Annotated in this window: 20 protein-coding genes and 1 tRNA gene; 5 read left to right on the top strand and 16 right to left on the bottom strand. The window is 63.1% G+C overall.

Translation table 11 applies throughout. The annotated features are described in order from the left end of the window. Positions 1–67: 67 nt before the first annotated feature. Positions 68–337: a 30S ribosomal protein S15 gene (gene rpsO, locus AC1DB0_RS04400; RefSeq protein WP_006223612.1), complete on the bottom strand. Its 270-nt coding sequence runs from the start codon at positions 335–337 to the stop codon at positions 68–70. Positions 338–707: 370 nt separating this feature from the next. Here rpsO and AC1DB0_RS04395 point away from each other — a divergent pair, with 370 nt between their 5' ends. Next, positions 708–1235 (top strand): hypothetical protein, encoded by a 528-nt coding sequence (locus AC1DB0_RS04395; RefSeq protein ID WP_342066109.1) that lies wholly within the window; start codon positions 708–710, stop codon positions 1233–1235. A gap of 112 nt (positions 1236–1347) precedes the next feature. Here AC1DB0_RS04395 and pssA read toward each other — a convergent pair whose 3' ends face one another. From pssA to AC1DB0_RS04375, 4 genes are all read right to left on the bottom strand, one after another. Beyond that, positions 1348–2121, bottom strand: coding sequence for a CDP-diacylglycerol--serine O-phosphatidyltransferase (gene pssA, locus AC1DB0_RS04390; RefSeq protein ID WP_054424315.1), 774 nt, complete (start codon positions 2119–2121; stop codon positions 1348–1350). A gap of 174 nt (positions 2122–2295) precedes the next feature. Further along, entirely contained in the window at positions 2296–3312 is a 1017-nt protein-coding gene (gene ilvC / locus AC1DB0_RS04385) for a ketol-acid reductoisomerase (protein ID WP_054424317.1), read from the bottom strand. Positions 3313–3388: 76 nt separating this feature from the next. Further along, positions 3389–3880: an acetolactate synthase small subunit gene (ilvN, locus tag AC1DB0_RS04380; RefSeq protein ID WP_006223608.1), complete on the bottom strand. Its 492-nt coding sequence runs from the start codon at positions 3878–3880 to the stop codon at positions 3389–3391. A gap of 10 nt (positions 3881–3890) precedes the next feature. Beyond that, on the bottom strand, positions 3891–5660 hold the full coding sequence (locus AC1DB0_RS04375) for an acetolactate synthase 3 catalytic subunit (protein ID WP_476757920.1): 1770 nt from the start codon (positions 5658–5660) through the stop codon (positions 3891–3893). A gap of 498 nt (positions 5661–6158) precedes the next feature. Between AC1DB0_RS04375 and AC1DB0_RS04370 the strand changes: the two genes are divergently transcribed. Continuing rightward, positions 6159–8381, top strand: a complete 2223-nt coding sequence (locus AC1DB0_RS04370) for an FUSC family protein (RefSeq protein ID WP_054424319.1) — start codon at positions 6159–6161, stop codon at positions 8379–8381. Positions 8382–8475: 94 nt separating this feature from the next. Here AC1DB0_RS04370 and yaaA read toward each other — a convergent pair whose 3' ends face one another. The 3 genes from yaaA to AC1DB0_RS04355 form a co-directional block, all read right to left on the bottom strand. Further along, on the bottom strand, positions 8476–9252 hold the full coding sequence (yaaA, locus tag AC1DB0_RS04365; RefSeq protein ID WP_054424321.1) for a peroxide stress protein YaaA: 777 nt from the start codon (positions 9250–9252) through the stop codon (positions 8476–8478). 15 nt (positions 9253–9267) lie between these two features. Continuing rightward, entirely contained in the window at positions 9268–10050 is a 783-nt protein-coding gene (locus AC1DB0_RS04360; RefSeq protein ID WP_054424323.1) for a 3-hydroxybutyrate dehydrogenase, read from the bottom strand. A 103-nt stretch (positions 10051–10153) separates the two neighbouring features. Continuing rightward, positions 10154–11476, bottom strand: coding sequence for a cation:proton antiporter domain-containing protein (locus AC1DB0_RS04355; RefSeq protein WP_476757753.1), 1323 nt, complete (start codon positions 11474–11476; stop codon positions 10154–10156). A gap of 210 nt (positions 11477–11686) precedes the next feature. Here AC1DB0_RS04355 and AC1DB0_RS04350 point away from each other — a divergent pair. Next, positions 11687–11777 (top strand) — tRNA-Ser (locus AC1DB0_RS04350). A gap of 137 nt (positions 11778–11914) precedes the next feature. Here AC1DB0_RS04350 and AC1DB0_RS04345 read toward each other — a convergent pair. The 4 genes from AC1DB0_RS04345 to AC1DB0_RS04330 all read right to left on the bottom strand — a co-directional run bounded on the left by AC1DB0_RS04345 (position 11915) and on the right by AC1DB0_RS04330 (position 17115). Continuing rightward, positions 11915–13534 (bottom strand): methyl-accepting chemotaxis protein, encoded by a 1620-nt coding sequence (locus AC1DB0_RS04345; protein ID WP_447577206.1) that lies wholly within the window; start codon positions 13532–13534, stop codon positions 11915–11917. Positions 13535–13865: 331 nt separating this feature from the next. After that, on the bottom strand, positions 13866–14483 hold the full coding sequence (locus AC1DB0_RS04340; RefSeq protein WP_054424331.1) for a flavin reductase family protein: 618 nt from the start codon (positions 14481–14483) through the stop codon (positions 13866–13868). Between the two features lie 3 nt (positions 14484–14486). After that, positions 14487–15446 carry a carbon-nitrogen hydrolase family protein gene (locus AC1DB0_RS04335; RefSeq protein WP_175171677.1) on the bottom strand — a complete coding sequence of 320 codons (960 nt, stop codon included), beginning with the start codon at positions 15444–15446 and terminating at the stop codon, positions 14487–14489. A 16-nt stretch (positions 15447–15462) separates the two neighbouring features. After that, positions 15463–17115 carry an MFS transporter gene (locus AC1DB0_RS04330; protein ID WP_342066103.1) on the bottom strand — a complete coding sequence of 551 codons (1653 nt, stop codon included), beginning with the start codon at positions 17113–17115 and terminating at the stop codon, positions 15463–15465. 171 nt (positions 17116–17286) lie between these two features. Here AC1DB0_RS04330 and AC1DB0_RS04325 point away from each other — a divergent pair, with 171 nt between their 5' ends. Next, the gene (locus AC1DB0_RS04325; RefSeq protein WP_054424338.1) at positions 17287–18147 is read left to right on the top strand and encodes an IclR family transcriptional regulator; all 861 of its coding nucleotides are present in this window, start codon (positions 17287–17289) and stop codon (positions 18145–18147) included. Positions 18148–18173: 26 nt separating this feature from the next. Here AC1DB0_RS04325 and AC1DB0_RS04320 read toward each other — a convergent pair whose 3' ends face one another. Together AC1DB0_RS04320 and AC1DB0_RS04315 are read right to left on the bottom strand one after the other, a co-directional pair. Next, complete coding sequence (locus AC1DB0_RS04320; RefSeq protein ID WP_175171675.1) at positions 18174–19157, bottom strand: Bug family tripartite tricarboxylate transporter substrate binding protein; 984 nt, start codon at positions 19155–19157, stop codon at positions 18174–18176. Between the two features lie 138 nt (positions 19158–19295). Next, the gene (locus AC1DB0_RS04315) at positions 19296–20423 is read right to left on the bottom strand and encodes a mandelate racemase/muconate lactonizing enzyme family protein (protein ID WP_054424342.1); all 1128 of its coding nucleotides are present in this window, start codon (positions 20421–20423) and stop codon (positions 19296–19298) included. 162 nt (positions 20424–20585) lie between these two features. On the opposite strand from AC1DB0_RS04315, the gene AC1DB0_RS04310 reads away from it, so the two are divergent. Continuing rightward, the gene (locus AC1DB0_RS04310) at positions 20586–21470 is read left to right on the top strand and encodes a LysR family transcriptional regulator (RefSeq protein ID WP_476757754.1); all 885 of its coding nucleotides are present in this window, start codon (positions 20586–20588) and stop codon (positions 21468–21470) included. Here the strand turns inward: AC1DB0_RS04310 and AC1DB0_RS04305 are convergent. Both AC1DB0_RS04305 and AC1DB0_RS04300 read right to left on the bottom strand, forming a co-directional pair. Then, complete coding sequence (locus AC1DB0_RS04305) at positions 21467–22657, bottom strand: amidohydrolase family protein (protein ID WP_175171673.1); 1191 nt, start codon at positions 22655–22657, stop codon at positions 21467–21469. The two genes, AC1DB0_RS04310 and AC1DB0_RS04305, sit on opposite strands and share 4 nt — an antisense overlap. 63 nt (positions 22658–22720) lie before the next feature. Further along, positions 22721–22918: a hypothetical protein gene (locus AC1DB0_RS04300; RefSeq protein ID WP_054424350.1), complete on the bottom strand. Its 198-nt coding sequence runs from the start codon at positions 22916–22918 to the stop codon at positions 22721–22723. Positions 22919–23015: the final 97 nt, after the last annotated feature.

Here is a 23015-nt window from a genome sequence, read left to right as displayed (position 1 = left end):
CGTGGCCGTCGCGACAATACGTCGCACCGACCACGGTTATTGCGTCATGGGGAGCCAGCCCCGTCGATCACTTGCGCAGACCGAGCTTTTCGATCAGAGCGCGGTACGAATCGGGATTGCGGCCCTTGAGATAGTCGAGCAGCTTGCGGCGACGGCTGACCATACGCAGCAGACCGCGACGCGAGTGATGGTCCTTCATGTGTTCTTTGAAGTGACCGGTCAGTTCGTTGATACGGGCGGTGAGCAGAGCTACCTGAACTTCGGGGGAGCCGGTATCGCCTTGAGCGCGTTGGAATTGCGCAACGATATCGGATTTCTTGATGTCAGCTACAGACATTGATGACCTCTTCGGACATGCGACAGGGCCGAGGTGCCCTGACGTGGTTTGGAAAAAATTTGCGTAGACCCGGCGATAAGCGTTTTTGCTTTCTCACTGCTGCTTCAATAGCTGCTTCGGGCGACCCACCCCAGCCAGAACGTCGTCTGACGCCCTGAGCGCCTTGGATTCCGTATAAGAACCCCGGCCCGCTGTTGGGTTGTTGGGTACCCTTTGCAGCCGGACTGCCGGCGCAAAGCATCTTGCAAAATCAATACATTTGATAAAGCTCGATGATTATAGCTGATTCGCTAGAATTACCCCAGAGACGGTTTCGCCCTTTCGGCAGAGGCCGGCAGGCGCCCGACGGGCGTCCAAGAGGAGCAAGATCATGTCTAAATATTACAGAACGGCCCGCATCGCTCGCATCGCCCTCACCTCCTTGGCCCTGACAGGGCTGGCCGCCTGCGCGAACCTGGCCCAGGTTCCGCCCGGCACGCCCTACGCGGAAGTGCTGACTCAATTCGGCAAGCCCAACTTTACCTGCCCGCAAGCCGGCGGCGGCCAGCGCGTGATCTGGACGCAGCAGCCCATGGGCCAATATGCCTGGGGCACGAATGTGGGCACCGATGGCCGCGTGGGTCAGGTGGTGCCGCTGCTGACCGACCAGCACTTCAAGGTGCTGGAAGTGGGCGAATGGGGGCCGGAGCGTGTGCGTTGCGAGTTTGGCCCGCCTGCCCGGATCGAAGAAACCGGCCTGGGCGAAAAGCGCGAAGTCGTGTGGTCGTACCGCTACAAAGAAAACGGCGTCTGGAATTCGCTGATGTACGTCTACATGAGCCGCGACGGCAGCAAGTTGACCCACTTCCACCCCGGCCCGGACCCCATGTACGACGACGAAAAGTTCATGTGGCGCTAGGATCACGCGCGGCCCGCATCGGAAGGGCCTGAAAGGCCAAGCGCCGCAAAACACAAAACCCGCCATCTGGCGGGTTTTGTTTTAGAAGCAGCAGCGATATTCCAAATTCGGATCAGGAAGAATGGCCACGGCGCTCTTGCGTCAGGCGGCGCGCCTTGTTCCAACGCCACGCCCACATCACCCAACCCGACAGGCCGTACAGCACGAACAGGCCAAACAGCACGACTGGGGGGTCGCTGGATACGAACACGAATACGGCCACCACCAGCAAGATGCCCCAGAACGGCACGCTGCGGCCCAGCGCGAAACTCTTGCCGCTGAAGAACGGTGCGTTCGACACCATCGTGATGCCCGCGTACATGGTCAGCGTGAACGCCACCCAGGCCATCAGGCTGTCATGGATGGGCAGCTTGTTGTCCACCGCCAGCCACACAAAACCCGCCACCAGCGCGGCCGCGGCCGGGCTGGGCAAGCCCTGGAAATAACGTTTGTCGACGACGGCGATGTTGGTGTTGAAGCGCGCAAGGCGCAACGCCGCACCGGCCACATACACAAAAGCCGCCAGCCAGCCCCAGCGGCCCAGATCGTTCAAAATCCATTCGTACATGACCAGCGCAGGCGCGACACCAAACGACGTCATGTCGGACAGCGAGTCGTATTGCTCACCAAAAGCGGACTGCGTGTTGGTCAACCGGGCGACACGGCCATCCATGCCGTCCAGCACCATGGCCACGAAAATGGCGATGGCGGCGACTTCGAAGCGGTCGTTCATGGCTTGCACAACGGCATAGAACCCCGCGAACAGCGCTGCGGTGGTGAATGCGTTGGGAAGCAGGTAGATGCTTCGGTGGCGGTTCTCGGAATCGCGCATGGAAAAATTGGGCATAGTCTCAATAACTTACAACGGACTGTGAAAGGTTAACCCATCTGGCCCCGCTTGCGGGACAGAGCAAGCCGCGTGCCTGCGCAAAAAAGCCAAGAAAAAAGCGGCATGCCCTCGCAGGCATGCCGCTTTTGACCGGCGCGGCGCGGAGCATGGCCCCGCGCCTGGGCGCATCGATCAGTTCTTGGACTTGTCCACCAGCTTGTTAGCGGCGATCCAGGGCATCATGGCGCGCAGCTTGCCGCCCACTTGCTCGATCTGCGATTCCGCGTTGATGCGGCGGCGCGAGGTCAGCGTCGGGGCGCCGGCGGTGTTTTCCAGGATGAACTTCTTGGCGTATTCGCCGGTCTGGATGTCCGTCAGGCACTGGCGCATGGCCTTGCGGGTTTCGTCCGTGACGATCTTCGGGCCCGTTTCGTACTCGCCGAACTCAGCGTTGTTCGAGATCGAGTAGTTCATGTTGGCGATGCCGCCTTCATAGATCAGGTCGACGATCAGCTTCAGTTCGTGCAGGCATTCGAAGTACGCCATTTCGGGCGCGTAGCCGGCTTCCACCAGCGTGTCGAAACCGGCCTTGATCAGTTCGACGGTACCGCCGCACAGCACGGCTTGTTCGCCGAACAGGTCGGTTTCGGTTTCTTCGCGGAAGTTGGTTTCGATGATGCCGGCACGGCCGCCGCCGTTGGCGCTGGCGTACGACAGGGCCACGTCACGCGCGGCGCCCGACTTGTCTTGGTACACGGCCACCAGGTGGGGCACGCCGCCACCTTGCTTGTACGTGTTGCGCACCGTGTGGCCCGGGGCCTTCGGGGCAATCATGATGACGTCGATGTCTTCACGCGGCACGACCTGGCCGTAGTGGACGTTGAAGCCGTGAGCGAAAGCCAGGGCAGCGCCAGCCTTGATGTTGGCGTGCACTTCGTTGTTGTAGACCGAAGCGATGTTTTCGTCGGGCAGCAACATCATGACGATGTCGGCGGACTTGACGGCTTCAGCCACTTCCTTGACTTCCAGGCCGGCGTTGGCGGCCTTGTTCCACGAAGCGCCGCCCTTGCGCAGGCCGACGATGACCTTCACGCCCGACTCATGCAGGTTCAGCGCGTGGGCGTGACCTTGCGAACCGTAGCCGATGATGGCAACGGTCTTGCCTTTGATGAGGGACAGATCGCAGTCTTTGTCGTAGAAAACTTTCATGGTTGTGCTCCAGATTCCAGTATTTTGGATATTCGATTAATTCAGATGTAGGGTGCGGCTTGGCCTGGAAGGCCGGTCAAATCTTCAAAATCCGTTCACCGCGTCCGATGCCGGACACGCCGGTGCGTACGGTTTCAAGGATGGCACTGCGGTCCAGGGCCTCCAGGAAGGCCTGTACTTTTTCCTGCACCCCGGTCAATTCGATGGTGTAGGACTTGTCGGTCACGTCGATGATGCGGCCGCGGAAAATGTCCGCCATGCGCTTCATCTCTTCGCGTTCCTTGCCAACGGCGCGCACCTTCACGAGCATCAGCTCGCGCTCAATGTGGGCGCCTTCGGTCAGGTCCACCACTTTAACGACATCCACCAGGCGGTTCAGGTGCTTGGTGATCTGTTCGATGACCTCATCGGAACCGGTCGTCACGATCGTCATGCGCGACAGCGTGGAGTCCTCGGTGGGCGCCACGGTCAGGGTTTCAATGTTGTAGCCCCGCGCGGAAAACAGCCCCACCACGCGCGACAGCGCGCCGGGTTCGTTCTCGAGGAGGACGGAAATCACGTGCTTCATGGTGGCCTCCTTACAGGTCTTCAGAGCCAAGCAGCATTTCGGTCAGCCCGCGGCCAGCCTTGACCATCGGCCACACGTTTTCCGTGCGGTCGGTGATGAAGTCCAGGAAGACCAGGCGTTCCTTGTGCTTGCCAAAGGCTTCGCGCAGCGCGGGTTCGACATCCGCCGGACGCTCGATGCGCAGACCCACGTGGCCATAGGCCTCGGCCACCTTGACGAAGTCGGGCAGCGAATCCATGTAGGACTCGGAATAGCGCGAGCCGTAATCGATCTGCTGCCATTGCCGGACCATGCCCAGAAAACGGTTGTTCAGGCAGACGATCTTCGGCGTCAGGCGGTATTGATGGCAGGTCGACAATTCCTGGATGTTCATCTGGATCGACGCTTCGCCGGTGATAACGGCAACGTCGTGTCCCGGGTTGGCCATCTGCACGCCCATCGCGTACGGCAGCCCCACACCCATGGTGCCCAGGCCGCCGGAGTTGATCCAGCGGCGCGGCTTGTCGAACTTGTAGTACTGGGCCGCCCACATCTGGTGCTGGCCCACGTCGGACGTGACGAAGGCGTCGCCGCCCGTCACTTCCCAGAGCTTTTCCACCACGTACTGCGGCTTGATGACTTCGTCCGAGTTGGCGAACTTCAGGCATTCCTTGCCACGCCAAGTCTCGACCTGCTCCCACCACTTGATGATGGACGCGGGCTTGTGCTCGGCGGCCGCCACTTCATATTGGGCGGACAGGTCGGCCAGCACATCCTTGACGTTGCCCACGATCGGGACGTCCACGCGCACGCGCTTGGAGATCGACGACGGGTCAATATCAATATGGATGATCTTGCGGGCGTTCTGGGCGAAGTGCTTGGGGTTGCCAATCACGCGGTCATCGAAACGGGCGCCAATGGCCAGCAGCACGTCGCAGTGCTGCATTGCCATATTGGCTTCGTACGTGCCGTGCATGCCGGGCATGCCCACGAACTGGCCGCTGCTGGCCGGGTAGCCGCCCAGACCCATCAGGGTGCTGGTGCACGGCGCGCCCAACTGCGACACAAGCTTGTTGAGCTCGGGCGCGGCGTTCGACAGGATGACCCCGCCGCCCGTGTAGATCATCGGCCGCTCGGCGGCCAGCAGCATCTGCACGGCTTTCTTGATTTGCCCCTGGTGGCCCTTGTTGACGGGCGCGTAGGAACGCATCGAGATCTCGCCCTTGGGCGGCGTGTACTTGCACTGCGCGACGGTGATGTCTTTGGGGATATCCACCAGCACCGGGCCGGGACGGCCCGTGCGCGCAATATAGAACGCGCGGCGCATGGTTTCGGCCAGGTCCTTGACGTCACGCACCAGGAAGTTGTGCTTGACGCAGGGACGCGTGATGCCGACGGTGTCGCATTCCTGGAAGGCGTCCTCGCCGATGGCCGCAGTGGGCACTTGCCCGCTGATGATGACCATGGGGATGGAATCCATATAGGCGGTGGCGATGCCGGTGACGGCATTGGTCACGCCCGGGCCGCTGGTCACGAGGCAKACGCCAACCTTTTGCGACGAGCGCGAATAGGCATCGGCGGCGTGCACGGCGGCTTGCTCGTGACGAACCAGGATATGCTGAAATTTGTCTTGCTTGAAKATCGCGTCGTAGATGTAAAGCACTGCGCCGCCGGGATAGCCGAAAACGTGTTCCACGCCCTCATCGGCCAGGCAGCGCACGACGATATCGGCGCCATTCATTTCCATGTTGTATTTCCTTTCAGTACCGGCCCTGCAACCCTGACTGTTGCTCGCCCGGATACGGCGGCAACGGAACCCATACCGGCTACGACAACATGATCCGGCGCTTAGCGGCTCACGGAGCCACGCCACCCGGACACCTTGCCGACCCGGCACACGCTCGACAGAACGCAGTGCAAACGCCCCTTGGGGACGCTGGAGGTCGAAATGGAAGCTTTGGCAACACACGCTTGTGGCGCGGCCAACAGCAGGTATCACTGCGGCAGGATGGCTGGGAGGTGACCCTGACCAACTTGCCTCAACGCGCCGGTATCGGATAGGCAGACCGACGCAAGAGATGGAATTTACCGCGTTGCGTCAAAGGTAGCAAATCGGTGTTTCCGGACCGTTGCATGGGCGACGCAGACGGCCATCAGAGACAGTCCGGCAGCCATCTGCCCCCAAATCCAAATACTCCCTGGCTTCCCGCCGTTTGGGCGTGCTTTGCCAGCCGGGAAAGGCCCGAAGCGCAGGGCGCATCTATATACTTGCCGCATCGCGAGAATTAGGCCCCGCCCCATGGATTTGCGCATTGCCAGCATTCGCCGTTTCCTCTACAGCCACTACTTCTTCGGAGGGGTGCGCCAGGGGGTCGGCATGCTTTTGCCCGTGCTGGTGCTGGGCGGCCTCTTTGGCAACTACACGACGGGCCTGGTCGCCACCTTCGGCGCGCAGTGCCTGGCCATCATCGACCAGCCGGGCGGGCCACAGCGCCATCGCACCAACGAAATGCTGGGCGGCGCGGCGCTGGGAACCATCACTGTCATCATCACGGGGTTGGCGTCCACGCATCCCGTCCTGATCTGGCTGGTGGTCATTGCGCAGTGCTTTGTCTATTCAATGTTCACGGTGTTCGGCAAACGCGGCGGGCTGATCGGCTTTGCCGGCCTGCTGCTGATGACCTTGACGATGCATTCGCCACTGGAACCGCACGAAGTTCTGGCGCACGCCGCCGCCACCTTGGGCGGCGCCCTGTTCTACGTGGTCTTCAGCCTGGGCTTTTCGCGCCTGTTCTGGCTGCGCGAAGAGCAGCAAGCCATGTCGGTGGCGCTGTTCGCCACGGCCGATTACGTTGCCGCCCGCGCCGCCTTCTACGATGAAACGTCTGACCTGGACGAAGCCTACCGCACGCTGATCCAGCGCCAATCCGTCATGACGGAAAAGCACCAGGCCGCGCGCGACATGGTGCTGCGCGCCCTGCCCCGCGGCAAAGGCCTGGGCGACCGCCAGCGCGTGATGATCTGGAACATGTTCGTCGACATGCTTCAGCTGCTGGACACGCTGGTCGCCACACATACCGACTACGCCACCTTGCGCCGCACGCTGGCCGGCAACGACTGCCTGATGTTCATGCGCGACGCGCTGGTGAAGATGTCGCTGGAACTGAACCGCATCGCGCTGGATGTGTCGCGCGGCCGGCAGGTGCAATACCGCAGCAGCGCCAAGGCCGAACTGCGCGCCATCGAATACGAAATCGAACAGCTCAAGCAGCAAGGGCTGGGCGAACGCGAACCCGAAATGCTGGCGCTGATCATCCAGGTGCTGCGCCGTCTGCGCAATTCGGCCCGCATCGTCGACCGCCTGGCGGACCACACCGCGGCTTCCCCGGACGCCAAGCCCACGGACGCCCTGCGCATCAACAAGTCCTTGACGCGATTCATCTCGCGCCAGGAATTCCGCTTTGGTCTCTTGACCAGCAACCTGCGGCTGGACTCCCCGCACTTCCGCTATGCGCTGCGGGTAACGGCAGCGGCCGCCATTGCCATGACCCTGGCCAGCCGCTGGCTGTCGCCGGAATTTTCCGCGCACAACTACTGGATCATGCTGACCATCGTCATCATCATGAAGCCCGGCTTTGCGCTGACGCGGCAACGCAATGGCTGGCGTCTGGGGGGCACGCTGATCGGCTGCATCTGCGCGCTGCTGCTGTTCAACGTAACCGACCGGCCCGAAATCCTGTTCGCCGTGCTCTTGGGCGCGTGCGTCATGGGCAACAGCCTGGTGCAGCTGAACTACATGGCCAGCGCCATTTTCAACACGCTGTTCGTGGTGCTGGTGTTCCACTTCGTGTCGCCCGGCACGGTGTCCATGGCGGTGATTGGCGAACGCGCCATCGACACGCTGCTGGGCTGCGCGCTGGCGCTTGTTTGCAGCTACATCCTGCCGTGGTGGGAGGCGCGCTATCTGAAGCCGCTGGCGGCTGCCGCCACGCGCGCCAATCGCGAATACCTGCTGGCCGGCCTGCGCTATGTGGAAGCGATGCAATCAAACGGGGTGGCCACGACGGGGCCGGCTTCTGATGTGCCTGCCGTCATTGACGCCGACTTGGCATGGCGCCTGGCGCGCAAGAACGTGCACATTGCGTTTAGCAACTTTGCCGAAGCGTTCTACCGGATGATGAGCGAACCGAAGTCGCACCAGCTGAGCGTGCCGGAGCTGAACAACCTGCTGATCCAGAACCACGTGCTGGCCTCGCAGATCACAGCGGCAATTCCCATCCTGGCGGCGTTGCCCAAGACGCCCGAAGCCGTGCAGCTGGCCCTGAATGGCATGGTCGATCTGCTGGACGAAAAACGCCCGCAGATCGCCACGACGCTGCCCACGCAATTCGACACGGAAGGCGAACAAGCCGCGCTGGCCTATCCGCTGAAACAGATGTTGAAGGCGTCACACATGATCCGCCAGGAACTGCAAGCGCTGGCTGACCCGACGCACGCGCCGCCGGTTGCCGCCACCGCGTAAAGCGAGAGCATCAACGCACGCAGGACGAGTCAAGCGCGCGTTAATGCGTAGGTTGGGTAAAGCGCACGCAATCCGCGCTGAACCCATCCCCCCATCAATCGGCCAATTTCCGGCGGAACACCAGCTTGTCTTCCGTCGACGCCGACGCGTCGTACGCATAGCCTTCCAGATCAAAGCCTTGCAAGCCTTCGGGCTTCGCAACCTTGTGCTGAATGGCATAGCGGGCCATCAGGCCGCGCGCGCGCTTGGCGTGAAAGCTGATGATCTTCCACGCGCCGTTCTTCCAATCCTGGAACACGCACTGCACCACGCGCGCCTTCAGCGTCTTCAGGTCGACCGACTTGAAATACTCTTCCGACGCCAGGTTGACGATGACCGGAGACTTCTTGCCTTCCTGACGCTCGTTCAGGTAGGCGGCGATGGTCGACCCCCAGTACTCGTACAGGTTCTTGCCCTTGGGCGTTTCCAGCCGCGTGCCCATTTCCAGGCGATACGGTTGCATCAAGTCCAGCGGGCGCAGCACGCCGTACAAGCCGCTGAGGATGGCCACGTGTTCTTGCGCCCATTCCAGCTGCTTGGCCGACAAGGTGGACGCGTCCAGCCCTTCGTACACATCACCATTGAAGGCCAGCACGGCCTGGCGCGAATTGGTCTGCGTGAACGTGCGCTTCCAGTGCGCGTAGCGCTGCACGTTCAGCTCGGACAACGCCGGGCTCAGGCTCATCAGGCCGGAAATATCTTCCGCGGTCTTGGTCTTCAGCACCTTGATCAGGCCGGCAGCCTGATCCACAAACAGCGGCTGGGTGTGCGTCTCGATGTGCAGCGGCGAGTCGTAGTCCAGCTTCTTGGCGGGAGAAAGCAACAACAACATTCGGGGATTCCTTTATTAACGCGCCGTCCAGCCGCCATCGACGGAGACGGACGTTCCAGTGATTTGCGCCGCCGCATCCGAGGCCAGGAACACGGCGGTGCCGCCCAGTTGTTCCGGCGTCACGAATTGCAGCGACGGCTGTTTCTCGCTGAGCAGGTCGCGCGCGGCGGTTTCCTGATCAACACCATTCTTTTCCGCCAGCGCGGTAATCTGCTTTTCCACCAGCGGGGTGCGAACCCAGCCCGGGCAGATCGAATTGGCGGTAATGCCCTGGCCGGCCGTTTCCAGCGCCGTCACCTTGGTGAAGCCCACCACGCCATGCTTGGCCGCCACATAGGCCGACTTGTTGGCAGACGCCACCAGGCCGTGCGCCGACGCGATATTGATGATGCGGCCGAAACCCTGCTGCTTCATGTGCGGCAAGGCGGCGGCGGTGCCGTGGAACACGGCCGACAGGTTCAGCGCCAGAATGGCGTCCCACTTCTCGGCGGGAAAGTCTTCGATCAGCGCGGTGTGCTGAATGCCGGCGTTGTTGACCAGGATGTCGATGCGGCCCATCTGGCGCACGGTGTTCTCGACCAGCTCGCGCACGGCGGCGCCTTTGGACAGGTCGGCGCCATCGTAGATCACCTTCACGCCATGCTTGTCGGCCAAGCCTGCGCGCACTTTTTCGATCTCGGCCGCATCGCCAAAACCGTTCAAGACGATATCGGCGCCTTGTTGGGCGAAGGCCGTGGCGATACCCAGACCGATGCCGCTGGTGGAACCGGTGACAAGGGCGACTTTTCCTTTGAGCATGAGCATTCTCCTGTGATCTGGCAGGTAGGCGGGAAGCAAAGCGGGTTCAAGTGTAGCCGCCCGGCAAGACGGCAATCATGCCATGCCCCCACGCGGCGCGGGGTCAAACGGGAGGCTTGTCTTGGGCGGTGGACGCAGGCGGCCTACCGGCATCGATGGGAGCGGCCACGAGCTCGGCCGAGGGTTCGACCAAAGGCGGGGTCACGGGGTCTGCTGCGGGCTCTGCCGCGGGCTCTGCCGCAGGTTCTGCCGCAGGTTCTGCCGCAGGTTCTGCCGCGGGCAGGTCCGCCATGCCGCCCAGCCGTTCGGGCACACGCTCCAACAGCTTGATCAGCACTGGCACCACGCCCATCGACACCGCCACCACGACCGACAACACATCGCGCTGCTCGATGTTCACCAGATGGTTGTCCCAGGCTTCGTTGAAGATGGCGAAGCTGAACTCGCCGCCTTGCGCCAGCACCATGGCGAACAACAGGCGGTGATAGCGCGGCAGGCCCAGCGCGCGCGCGAACCCGTACAGCACCAGCGCTTTCACGACCAGCAAAGCGGTGACGCCGGCAATGATGAACGACCAGTGATCGGCCACGACCTTCAAATTGATCGACATGCCGATGGCCAGGAAGAACAGGCCCAGCAGCAAGCCTTTGAAAGGCTCGATGGCTTTTTCCAGATCGTGCCGATAGCGGGATTCGGCCATCAGCACGCCCACCAGAAAACCGCCCAGGCCCGCCGACAGCCCGGCATAGTCAAACAACTGCGCCGCCCCCACCACCATCAGCAAGGCGGCCGCAGTGAACAGTTCATTCAGCTGCGCCTTGGCGGCCCAGCCCAGCAACCGCAATTGATAAGCCAACGCCACCACCGCCACGGCGATCAGCGCTTCCTTGAACGACGGCGCGGATGTGCCGTCCGAGCCCAGCAGGCCAGCGGCCACCAGCATCGGAATCGCCGCTATGTCCTGGAACAGCAAGACTCCCAGCGCCGAACGGCCCAGCGGCGTTCGAGTCAGGGTGCGTTCGTCCAACAGCCGTAACGCCACCGCCGTGGACGACAAGGCCAGCGACAGCCCGCACAGCACCGCCGCCTGCCATTCCATCCCCGCTATGTGGCGCAGCGCCGCGCCAAAGACCAGCCCAAGCAACAGACCGCAGACAAGCATCTGCAAAGATCCCAGCAGAAAGACCTCGCTGCGCATGGCCCACAAGCGTTTGGGCGACAACTCCAGCCCGATGATGAACAGCATCATCACCACGCCCCACTGCGAGACGTCGATCATGGTGTCGACATTGGTCACGAGCTTCAGGCAGGACGGCCCGATCAGCACCCCCGCAATCAGATAGCCGGGGATGGCGCCCAGCCCCAGGCGCTGGGTGATGGGCACGCAAAGCACCGCGGCAAGCAGAAGGATAAGGATCAGGTCCATGGACGCGATTCTGGGCAAAGATCCACGCCGCCGGAAGATCGGGATAAGCCCTTGTGAAGATTTTTTCGCACCCCCTTTACACAAGCGAAAAAATTCCTGTAGAATTGCGGGCTTCGCTGCTCCAACAACGAAGATCCTTCCGACCAGGGATCTTTCCGTGAAGCCTCTTTAGCAACACCAAGAGACAACACCGTTTTGGAACCCAGCCACGGAGAGGTGGCAGAGTGGTCGAATGTACCTGACTCGAAATCAGGCGTACGGTATCCCCGTACCGTGGGTTCGAATCCCACCCTCTCCGCCAGTATTCAAGAACGAAGCCCCTGAGAAATCAGGGGCTTTTTTCTTTGTGCTGCCAGATGTGTTCAGCGATGGGTACGCGCCACCGGTGGCGTCCACGAACGAACGCCACCAGAACGGTCTGGGTCTGGGCCTAGATCATTAATAGCTTGCGAGCTGGCGCGTAGATGCCGCCACAGGCACGGCGCGCACGGCGCCAACACCGGCCGTCACCCGCACAGCCCCCGGCAACTTGAACGCACTGACCGCGCGCGTCAGTTCTGCTGCCTGATCCTGCATCGACCCGGCGGCGGCCGCGGCTTCTTCGACCAGCGCGGCGTTCTGTTGCGTGACTTCATCCATCTGCGACACTGCGCGGTTCACCTGTTCGATGCCGTCAGCTTGCTCGGCGGACGCGGCGGCGATTTCGCCCATGATGTCGGTTACGCGCTGCACCGAGCTGACGATTTCCTGCATCGTCGTGCCGGCGCGTTCGGCGCTGACGGAGCCCTGGCTGATCTTCTGCACCGTATCTTCGATCAGCGTCTTGATTTCCTTGGCCGCTTGCGCGCTGCGTTGCGCAAGCGTGCGGACTTCAGCGGCGACGACGGCGAAGCCCTTGCCTTGTTCGCCTGCGCGGGCGGCTTCAACGGCGGCGTTCAGCGCCAGGATGTTGGTCTGGAAGGCGATGCCGTCGATCACCGACACGATGTCGGATATCTTGACCGAGCTGGAAGATATTGCGCTCATCGTGCTGACGACTTCAGACACGGTGGCGCCTCCACGGGAAGCGGTGTCGGACGCGGCCGCAGCCAACTGGTTGGCCTGGCGCGCGCTGTCGGCGTTTTGCTTCACCGTGGCCGAGAGCTGCTCCATCGACGCCGCGGTCTCTTCCAGCGACGCTGCCTGCTGTTCGGTGCGCGAGGACAAATCAGTATTGCCCGCCGCGATCTCACCCGAGGCGGACGCCATGCTGTCCACGCCCGTGCGGATGCTGGCGACCGTGCCGGCCAGGTTGGCGTTCATGGATTCCAGCGCCTGCATCAGCTGGCCGATCTCGTCGCGCGAGCGCACGGTGATCGTGCTGGTCAGGTCATTAGCCGCCACGGTTCGGGCGACACGCACCGCGTCGGACAAGGGCCGGGTGATGCTGCGGGTCAACAGAATGGCCAGCAGCAGGCCGCTGACCAGCGCGATGGACCCAATCGCGATCATCCAGAAATTCGCCACGCCATAAGCGCTTTGGATATCCGCCGCGCTCGCGTCGATTTCCGCGCGCTGCAAGTTGGTCAGCTTGGTGATCTGATCAATGAACTGACGCGTGGCGGGCAAAAATTCCTGCGTGAAGACCCGGTTGGCGGCGTCCACATCGCCGTCCTGCTTGGCCTTGAAGATGGCGTCGCGCGTGCGCAGGTAGTCGCCGCGGGATTTGCGGATGCCTTCCCACAATTGCTTTTCTTCGTCGGACTCGATCAGCGGTTCAATCTTCTGCTGCAATGCCGAGGAATTTTTCGTGGATGCCGCCGCCTCTTCGGTGAAGAAGCCGGCCAGGCTGGCATCGGCGCTTTTGGCGATGGCGGTGGTTCGGGTGACGCCGGTCTGGATGTTGCGCGCCCAATCGCTGATCAGGCGTTCCTTGATCAGCGACCGCTGCGTCACGGTTTCCACCGAGTCGTTGATGTTCGCCAGGCTGACCAGCCCGACGATGCTCATGATGATGATCATGGCGAGCAAGACGGAAAAGCCACCCGCAAGACGGGTTCCAAGCTTCATATTCTTCATACTGCCTCCAGCATCCAACCAGGCGCTTGAATGCGGGCTTCGGCAGTTGCGAGAGCGCCGGACAAAAGCCGCCGCCCCCTGCAAGCCAGACGCCCGTAAGCCCCTGGATGATCCGCCCCCAAAATATTGGTGTTCGTTGTGTCAAAAAAGCGCCGCCGGAGAAGTCGGATTCGAGGATTCTCTCAACGGTCCGGGAAATGCTAGCAGCCCGGATTTGACCGGCAATGGGCGAAATGGGGAGTGTTTTGGCACAAGCTCCCGCGTTTGCGTAACCGGCCCTGCGGCCAATGCGAAGGCGAAAAAAAAGCGGCCATCACGGCCGCCTCGGGTTTCAGTCCGCGACCGTTGGCCGCGCAAGCTGGAACAAGTCTGTACTGCGTGCATACCAGCCGCTGCCGTGCATGCGGGCAACCAGCCCCATCTCGGCGGTTTTCACGTAACCGCGTTCGGCGTCCTGCACAAAAGCGTCGTCCACATGCGCGCCCAACACCCGGCCAATGACCACGACTTGATGCGGGCCGGTCACGATCGTGGCCTGACTGACGCATTCCAGCGACACCGGGCTGCCCTGGATCAACGGCGGACGCACATGCGCCGCCGGCAACCCGGTCAACCCGGCCTTGGCCAGCTCGTCGACGCCCGGCGGGTAGTCGGCGCAGGTCTGGTTCATTTGCTGCATCAGCGATTCAGGCACCAGGTTCACCACGAACTCGCCGTTCTCGATGATGTTGGCGCTGGTGTCCTTCAAGTCGCCATTGGCGCGGCGCATCAGGCCGATGGCCACCGTGGGCGGCTCATGGCCCATCACGTTGAAGAAGCTGAACGGCGCCGCGTTGACGCACCCGTCGCCCGAAATCGTGGTGACCCACGCGATCGGGCGGGGGGTGACGGTCGAGGTCAACAGCTTGTAGACCGTCTGCGAAGGCAAGGCGCTGAAATCAAAATGCATGGCTCAAGGCTCCTGCTGGCCGCCCGCGCCGATGGCGGAGACGGCCCGCTTCTCGCGGGTGTCGACCTGAAGCTGGAACACGTCCGGCCGCGCGTAGTGGCCCGACACGTCAAAGTCGTACTTGCCGCGCAGGATCTGGTTGGGGTTGATGTCGGCGTACAAGATGGTTTCGTCCGAAAAATCCGGGCCGGCCAGCACTTCGCCCAAGGGGTCGATGATGGCGCTGCCGCCGCGCATCAGCACGGTGTCGGGCGCATCGCCTAGCGCGCATTCGAAGTCTTCCGGATACGCGTTGCGGCGCAGATGCTGGCAAGCGGTCAGCACATAGCAGCGGCCTTCCAGCGCGATGTGGCGCATGCTGGGAATCCAGCTATCGCGGTCGTCTGCGGTGGGCGCGCAATAGAGCGCCACGCCCTGGCTGTACATATACATGCGCAGCATGGGCATGTAGTTTTCCCAGCAGATGACGGCGCCGATCTTGCCGTAGGGGGTGTCGAAGACGGGCATGGTCGAGCCGTCGCCAAAGCCCCAGATCAGCCGTTCGCCTGCGGTGGGCATCAGCTTGCGATGCTTGCCGATCAGCCCGGCGTCGCCGTTGAAGTACAGCACGGTGCAGTACAGCGTGCCGCCGTCGGCTTCGATGCAGCCCATGACCACGAAACTGCCGGTATCGGCCGCGGCCTGCGCCACCACGGCGACTTCCTCGCCGTCCAGCCGGATGGCCTGCTCGTGGTAGCTGGCGAAGGCGTCACGGCCCTCAGGCTTGCGCATGCCGATGGGCGCGCCAAACGAATTGCCCTTGGGGTAGCCGCCCAGAAAGGCCTCGGGGAACACCAGCACCCGGGCGCCCTGCTCCGCCGCCTGGCGGATCAGCGAGGCCGCCTTGTGGGCGCAAGCAACGCTGTCGGTCGGGATGGACGCTGCCTGGATGACGGCAGCCTTGAATTGCGATGGCACGGACATGTCTCTCCTCGCTGTTTTAGTGGATGGGGTCTTCATCGATGGCTTGGGCGCGGGTGTTCGGCAGGAACAGGCTGCCGATGACGCCTACGATCACCATCACGACAACCGGGTACATCAGGCCGCCAAAGATATTGCCGCTGGCTTGCGCCAGGTACGTGGCGGTAAAGGGCACGATGCCGCCGAAGATGCCGGCGCCGATGTGGTACGGGAAGGATAGCGCGGTGTAACGGATGCGCGCCGGGAACAGCTCGACCAGATAGGACGCGACCGGGCCGTAAACCATGGCGACCACCGCCGTCATCAGCACCAGGATCAGGATGATGGTGGCGCGGTCAACGCGGGCGGGGTCGGCGCGGTCGGGGTAGCCAGCGGCGGTCAATGCCTTGGCGTAGCCGGCGCGGTCGAAACCGTTGACGGTGACGCCGCCCACGCTCATCGCGATGTCCTGCCCCGGCAGGGGTGCTGCGTATTCAAAGTTGATGCCCTTGCCGACCAGGAATTTCTTGGCCTGCACGCACACCTTCTTATGGTCGGCATGGCTGCCGATCATGGCGGCTTGCAAACCGAAGTCGCACGCGCCGCCGCTGGTGTCGGCATGCACGCGCACCGGCGTGCTTTGCATAGCTTGCGCCAACGCCGGGTTGCCGGCCTTGAGCAGCACGTCGAACATCGAGTGATACCCGATGGCGGCGATGAACAGGCCCGCCATCATGATCCACTTGCGGCCGATGCGGTCAGACAGCCAGCCAAACAGCACGAAGGTCGGCGCGCCGATGATGAAGCCGATCAGGATCAGCGTGTAGACGCTGGTCTGGTCGATCTGCACGGCTTGCTGCAGGAAGATCATCACGTAGAACTGGCCGGTGAAGTAGGTGGCGCCCTGGCCGGCCGTCACGCCAATCAACGCCAGCAACACCAAGCGCAGGCTGGACCACTGGCCAAACGTTTCCTTGATGGGATTCTTCGACAGGCGGTTCTGCTGCTTCATCCGCGTGAAGACGGGCGATTCATGCAGCTTGGCGCGCACGTAGATCGAAATGGCCAGCATCACGATCGACAGAATGAACGGCAGGCGCCAGCCCCACTGGCGGAAATCGTCGGCGCTCATGGACGCCTGCGTGCACAGGATGACGATCAGCGACAGGATCAGCCCGGCGGATGACGTGATCTGAATCCAGCCCGTCAGCAGCCCGCGGCGCTTGGGCTCGCAGTGTTCGGCCACATAGATCACGGCGCCGCCGTATTCGCCGCCCACCGCAAGGCCCTGCACCACCCGCAGCGTCAGCAACAGAATCCACGACAGGTGGCCCGCCGACTCATAGGTGGGCAGGCAGCCGATCAACACCGTGGCGCCGCCCATCATCACCACCGTGATCAGGAAGGTGTACTTGCGGCCCCACTTGTCGCCCAGATAGCCAAACATCACCGCGCCCAGCGGCCGGATGATGAAGCCCACCGCCAGCGCGCCCAAGGCGGCCAGCAGCGCAACCGTGGGATTGTCCTGCGGAAACAGCACCTGGCTCATGAAGACCGCCAGTGTCCCGTAGATGAAAAAGTCATACCACTCGAACAAGGTGCCCAGCGTCGACGCCACGACGACCTGGCGTTCTTCTTTGCGGCTTAGCGTTGGCCCGGCCCCGGCCTGCGGCATTGCGATGTTTGCTTCCATGCTTGCTTTCCCCTGGTGTTTTTAATTGATACTGCTGTACGCATTAACTATTATCAAACTTAAAACCAGGCAGCACAAAGCTGGGGGAAACCCGGAAAACGGCGGCGACCGCCTGCGGGAACGCGCCCGAGCCGCTGCTACACTGCCGCCAAACACACAGTGGAGGCAGTGATGGCAAGGCCCGCCGGCAAGGTTGAAAAGAACACGGACAAGGCGCCAGCCGCTGCGCGCAGAGGCATCCAGTCGATTGAGGTGGGGTTCCGGATTCTGGACGTGATCCGCAAGACCGGCCGGCCGATGCCCTTGAAGGAAATCGCCGACGCCTGTGAATTGACGGTGCCCAACGTGCACTACTACCTGGTGAGCTTCCAGAAGGTGGGCGTGGTGCAGCAGCATGCCGACACCGGCCATTACGGCTTGGGCCCCTACGCCCTGCGGCTGGGTTTGGCGGCGCTGGAGCAATTCGACGTCTTCACGACCGCGCGGCCCATCATGGCCGAAGTCGCCGCCGTTACCGGACACACGGTGTTCCTGGGCGTGTGGGGCAACAAGGGCCCGACGATCGTCTACCGCGTGGAAGGCAGCCGCAGCCGCCCCCTGCTGGAATTGCGCGTGGGCACGGTGATGCCGCTGCTGTCGTCCGCCCTGGGCCGCAATTTCCTGGCGCACCTGCCCGATGCGCTGACCCGTGATCTGCTCGAGCAAGAGCTATCGTCATCCCAGCCTGAAAGCCACGGCGGCGCGCCGGGCAATTCCTACACGCTGAAAGACGTGCAGGCGATACGCGATGAAGTGCAAAAGCACCACATCAGCCGCTGCCGCCACGCGCTGCTGCCGCACTTCACGTCGCTATCCGCGCCCATCTTCGACATGCTGGGCGAGATGACCGCGGCCATCACGCTGATGGGGCCGGTAGGCGCGATTGACGATGAACTGGAATCCGGCACCGCCCGCTTGCTGCGTGAAAAAGCCCGCTCGATCTCGGCGATGGCGGGCTGGGTGGAACCGGACGGGGACGCTCAGGCAGGCTGATCTGCCCGCCGCGGCGCATTCGGGCGTCAGCTTTCGACGACGATCTTCGCGTCTTTGATGGTCTTGGCGTACTTCTGCTGTTCCTGCGACATGAAGTCGGCAAAGCGCTGCACGCTGCCGCCGCCGTCTTCCGCCCCCACCTGCGCCAGCTTTTCCTGCACATCCGCCATGGCCAGCACCTGGTCGATGTCGCGGTTCATGCGCTGAACCATGGGGGCCGGCATCTTGCTTGGCCCCACCATGCCAAACCAAATGCTGGCCTCGAAACCGGGGTAGCCCTGCTCGGCCACGGTCGGCACATTCGGCTGGCTTTTGGAACGCTGTTGCAGCGTTTGGGCCAACGCAATCACCTTGCCCGATTGCAGCAAGGGCGTGGCCGTGGTCATGCCTTCAAAGCAGTACTGCACGTGGCCGCCCAGCAGATCGTTCATCAACGGCGCCGACCCTTTGTACGGCACGTGCAGCACGTCAATGCCAGCGCGCGCCTTGAAGATTTCAAGCGCCAGGTGCTGAGCCGACCCCGCCCCCGCCGACCCGAACACGATCTTGCCGGGCTGGGCGCGGCACAGCTTGACCAGATCAGGCAAGGTCTTGGCGGGCTGCGACGCGCCGCCGATCAGGATGGTGGGCGTCTTGCCCACCAGCGCGATGGGCGAGAAATCGCGGTCCACCGCGTACGCCAGCTTGGGTTGCAAGCCCGGCGCGATGCCGTGGCTATTCACATGCGCCATCAACAGCGTGTTGCCATCGTTGGGCTGGCGGGCCACCTGCTCGGCCGCAATGATGCCCGCCGCGCCCGCGCGATTTTCCACGATGACGGGAATGTTCCACATGACGCCCAGCTTCTGCCCGAGCAGGCGCGCCAGCACGTCCGTGCCGCCGCCCGCCGGAAACCCCACCACGATCTTCACCGGCCCAGACGGCAGGTCCTGCTGCGCCCGCGCCGCGATGGGCAGGACGAGTCCTACGCCCAGCGCTGCGGCGCCGGTCATGAATTGCCTGCGTTGCATGCTTGTCTCCTCGCGCCGGCGTCCGTGGACGGCGGCTGGTTATGGAAGCAATGTCTGCTTCTGCGGCATCCGGCCATCTGACGCGGCCGGGATGCCGCCCTCCTTTACCTACGCTTGAATAAGAAAGCCACACCGCCCTTAACGGGCAACACGCGTCCACTTGCCGTAGCGTTCAACCATGCGCTCATCGAAGCCAAAGCCCAGGCCCGGGTCTTGATGCAGTACTACGCGGCCTTGCTTGTGCGTCAGTTGGCGATCAACCAGCTTGCGGAAATTCAGCACCTGGTCGTCCCAGAAGAATTCCACGTAGCGCGCGTTTGGCGTCGCCGCGACCAGCGGTGCATGCACGTCGTGGAACCAGTGCGGGCACACCACCACGCCGTAGCTGGCGGCGGTGGCGGCAATGCGCTTCCACTCGGTGATGCCGCCGCACACAGCCGCGTCCGTTTGTAAGATGCCGGCCGCGCCCTTGTCCAGCAATTCCTTGTGATACCAGCGGCCATAGCCAATTTCGGCGGTGGCGATCGGCAAGTGCGTCAGGCGCGCCAGCTTGGCGTGGCTGTCGATATCGTCCGGGCCAAAGGGTTCTTCGATGAAGTACGGCTCGTACTGTTCAAAGCGGCGGATGTATTGCATGGCCTGCGTGACGTCCTCCCAGGCGTTATTGCAATCCATCATCAATTCAACGTCCGGGCCAACGGCCTCGCGCGCGGCCTTCAGACGCGCCTCTTCCTCGCGCGGCGACAGGCGGCCCGTCTTCATCTTGACGGCGCGAAAACCCTTGTCCACATAGCTGGCCATTTCCTCGCCCAGATGCTGCGGGGTCTTGCCATCCAGGTAATAGCCGCCGCTGGCGTAGGCCGGCACGGTTTCCAGTTCCACCGCGCCCAGGAATTTGTGCAGCGGCAGGTTTGCCGTCTTGGCGTTCAAGTCCCACAGCGCGATGTCCAGCGCACTCAGCGCGCGCATCACCGTGCCTTGGCGGCCTTGCAGAAGCGCCTCTTGATACATGGACTGCCACAGCCCTTCGACGGCATGCGAGTCCTTGCCCAGCAGCACAGGGCCCAGCAGGCTTTGCACGGCCGCTTCGAAGATGGCCCCGCCTGCGCTGCCCACATAGCAAAAGCCGATGCCTTCGACGCCGTCGGTGGAACGGACTTTCACCAGGCCGTAGTGGCGCGTGGACACCGTACGGTTGGAAAACGAGGTGACTTTGTCCAGGGGGACGGCGGCGGCGCAGACGTCGATAGATTCAATGATGGGCACGGTGGGCTCCTTGGTAGCGGGAAGATGCTGAAGGCGGCGCCGGCGCGACGTGCGGCGGGCTACTCGCTCTGGACGTATTCTTCCCGCCGCCAAAGAAAACAACAATTATCGTCATCCATCTTTAGAATACGAAAAATCCATCTTCCCAAAAGGCTCGCCGTCGTGGACTCGCGCTTTCTGCAAACCTATGTGCATGTGGTGGAGCTGGGTTCCATCGCCCAGGCCGCCCGGCACCAGGGGCTGACGCCCGCCACCGTTCAGCAGCGCTTGCGCGCACTGGAGGCGGACGTGGGCAGCGCGCTGATCGCCCGATCCGGGCGCACCGTCAAACCCACGCCAGCCGGCATCCGCATCCTGGAACGGGCGCGCCACATCCTGCGCGATGTGCGCGACTTGCGCTCGGCCGCCAGCGACACCGAGCTGCCCGCCGGACCGCTGCGGCTGGGCGCCACGCCCACGGCGCTGACGGGCGTCATGCCGCCCGTGCTGCGCACGTGGGTGGCGCGCCATCCCCACATCGAAATCTATATCGAACCCGCGCCCACGACGCTGCTGTACAGCAAGGTGCTGTCGGGCGAACTGGATGGCGCGCTGCTGGTGCATCCGCTGTTTACGCTGCCCAAGACCTGCGACTGGCGCGACCTGCGTCACGAACCGCTGGTGCTGGTCACGCCTGCCGACATGACGGTGCGCGATCCGCTGGCGATCCTCGCGCGCGAGCCCTACATCTGCTACGACCGCAGCGTGGTCGGCGGCAAGATGGCCGACGATTATCTGCGGGCGCGCAATCTGCGGCCGCACGTGCGGTTTGAACTGGATGGCATCGATTCCATCGCCAAGCTGGTGGCGGAAGGATTGGGGGTGGCGCTGCTGCCAGACTGGGCGACAACCGGCGAGGCGATGGCGCGCGTCAAGCGCTGGCCGTTGCCAGCGCCCTGCCCCGTGCGCACCGTCGGCGCCATCTGGCTGCGCGCCGGCGTGCGTTCGGAATTGATGCGGGCGTTTGTGGAGTTGACCGAGTCGCAGCTCGGCCTGTCCCGCCCTTAGGCGATGGCGTCCTGCCCGTTGCGCGCCACGACAACGCCGCCTGAAACCACCAGGCGGCGAGGCTTGCGCGTGACAACGGCTTCGGCCACGCAGCTGGCGTCGACCAGCACCAGGTCGGCGCGTGCGCCCATCGTCAGGCCGTAGTCGGCAAAGCCACAGGCGCGCGCGGCGGCGCCGGTGACGCAATCAAAGGCCCATTCGACTTCATCGTCACGCCGCAAATCGTTGCGCAGCCCGATCATCATGGCGCGCGCCAGCATGTCGGGGCTGCCGTAGGGCGTCCAGGTATCGCGAATGCCGTCGTTGCCGCCGAAGATCGTGACGCCCGCTTCGCGACAGGCGCGCACGGCCGGCACGGGGCGGGACGGCGGCGCGGTGGTCAGCACGGCCACGTCCAGCGCGGCCAGCCGCTTCAGCAATCCGTCCAGTCGCTTGGCGTCCACGCCGCCCAGACAGAACGCGTGGCTGATGACTACCTTGCCGTTCATGCCCAAGGCCGCCACGCGGTCCAGCGTCAGGTCCAGCGTGAATGCGCCCAATTCGCCGGGCTCGTGCAAGTGGATATCCACGGGCTTGCCATGCTTGTCGGCCAGGCCAAACAGCACATCCAGCGACCGCGCCGGATCACGATCAATGGCGGAGGGGTCCAGCCCGCCCAGCACATCGGCGCCATCCGCCAGCGCCTGATCGAGCAACTCGGCCGTGCCAGGACGGATGAGCAAACCCGATTGCGGAAACGCCACCGTTTGAATTTCCACGCGGCCCGCCAGTTCGGCGCGTGTGGCGTGAACGCCATGCAGATGGCGCAGGCCGGCGTCGGTGTCCACGTCGACATGGCTGCGGATGCGGGTGGTGCCTTCGCGCAGGAAAGCCAGCGCCAGCGCACGCGCGTGGCTGGCTGCGTCATGCCCGGTGCTGGCGCGCCAGGCGCGTTCGTTGTCGATGCGGTCGGTCAGCGCCGAACCCACCTCGTTCACGTACCAGGGCGATTCCCAGTTGGTCTTGTCCAGATGGGTGTGCCCTTCCACCAGACCGGGAAGCAGCAACGCCCCGCCGCCGTCTTCCGTCAGAGTGTCGGGCGTCGCAGAAATCTGCGGGCCGATTTGCGCAATGCGGCCACCGCGCACCAACACATCCACGGCATCGCTTGGGGACACGCGGACATTCTTCAGCAACAGATCAGTCATGGTGAGTCCGGGACAAACGCAAGCGGCCGGCCACGCGGGCCGGCCGTGAGAGGCCTTGCGGCTTCAAACTTGCGGGGGTTCGATCCAGAAGAAGCGTTCGCCTTGGCGGACCATATCGGCCACGCCTTCGGCGCCGATGCGATAGTCCGAACCCATGAGCGAAGCGCCACCGTCTTCATGGATGTGGATGACGGCCAGCGGGTCGTTGGCCATGGTGTACCAGTAGTAACCGGGCTTGAGATTGTGCAGGTCTGTGTTCATTCCCTGAGTATACAAACATCGATGCTTTGTACAAAAAGACAACACAAATACAAACCGTGCCTGACATCGTGAACCCGACAAGTCATACTGCCTGCTC

The sequence above is a fragment of the Achromobacter sp. 10T422 genome, assembly GCF_056394065.1.
Note: the sequence above shows the minus strand (reverse complement) of the source record. Positions and strands in the feature narration are given on the sequence as shown.

What these genes read in the sequence shown, in the direction of transcription:
- AC1DB0_RS04360 (WP_054424323.1), bottom strand. Translation starts at nt 10,050, where the DNA reads ATGCTCAAAGGAAAAGTCGCCCTTGTCACCGGTTCCACCAGCGGCATC.
- ilvN (WP_006223608.1), bottom strand. Translation starts at nt 3,880, where the DNA reads ATGAAGCACGTGATTTCCGTCCTCCTCGAGAACGAACCCGGCGCGCTG.
- AC1DB0_RS04320 (WP_175171675.1), bottom strand. Translation starts at nt 19,157, where the DNA reads ATGCAACGCAGGCAATTCATGACCGGCGCCGCAGCGCTGGGCGTAGGA.
- AC1DB0_RS04340 (WP_054424331.1), bottom strand. Translation starts at nt 14,483, where the DNA reads ATGCATTTTGATTTCAGCGCCTTGCCTTCGCAGACGGTCTACAAGCTG.
- AC1DB0_RS04300 (WP_054424350.1), bottom strand. Translation starts at nt 22,918, where the DNA reads ATGAACACAGACCTGCACAATCTCAAGCCCGGTTACTACTGGTACACC.
- AC1DB0_RS04370 (WP_054424319.1), top strand. Translation starts at nt 6,159, where the DNA reads ATGGATTTGCGCATTGCCAGCATTCGCCGTTTCCTCTACAGCCACTAC.
- AC1DB0_RS04355 (WP_476757753.1), bottom strand. Translation starts at nt 11,476, where the DNA reads ATGGACCTGATCCTTATCCTTCTGCTTGCCGCGGTGCTTTGCGTGCCC.
- AC1DB0_RS04330 (WP_342066103.1), bottom strand. Translation starts at nt 17,115, where the DNA reads ATGGAAGCAAACATCGCAATGCCGCAGGCCGGGGCCGGGCCAACGCTA.
- AC1DB0_RS04325 (WP_054424338.1), top strand. Translation starts at nt 17,287, where the DNA reads ATGGCAAGGCCCGCCGGCAAGGTTGAAAAGAACACGGACAAGGCGCCA.
- pssA (WP_054424315.1), bottom strand. Translation starts at nt 2,121, where the DNA reads ATGCCCAATTTTTCCATGCGCGATTCCGAGAACCGCCACCGAAGCATC.
- rpsO (WP_006223612.1), bottom strand. Translation starts at nt 337, where the DNA reads ATGTCTGTAGCTGACATCAAGAAATCCGATATCGTTGCGCAATTCCAA.
- AC1DB0_RS04335 (WP_175171677.1), bottom strand. Translation starts at nt 15,446, where the DNA reads ATGTCCGTGCCATCGCAATTCAAGGCTGCCGTCATCCAGGCAGCGTCC.
- ilvC (WP_054424317.1), bottom strand. Translation starts at nt 3,312, where the DNA reads ATGAAAGTTTTCTACGACAAAGACTGCGATCTGTCCCTCATCAAAGGC.
- yaaA (WP_054424321.1), bottom strand. Translation starts at nt 9,252, where the DNA reads ATGTTGTTGTTGCTTTCTCCCGCCAAGAAGCTGGACTACGACTCGCCG.
- AC1DB0_RS04395 (WP_342066109.1), top strand. Translation starts at nt 708, where the DNA reads ATGTCTAAATATTACAGAACGGCCCGCATCGCTCGCATCGCCCTCACC.
- AC1DB0_RS04345 (WP_447577206.1), bottom strand. Translation starts at nt 13,534, where the DNA reads ATGAAGAATATGAAGCTTGGAACCCGTCTTGCGGGTGGCTTTTCCGTC.
- AC1DB0_RS04305 (WP_175171673.1), bottom strand. Translation starts at nt 22,657, where the DNA reads ATGACTGATCTGTTGCTGAAGAATGTCCGCGTGTCCCCAAGCGATGCC.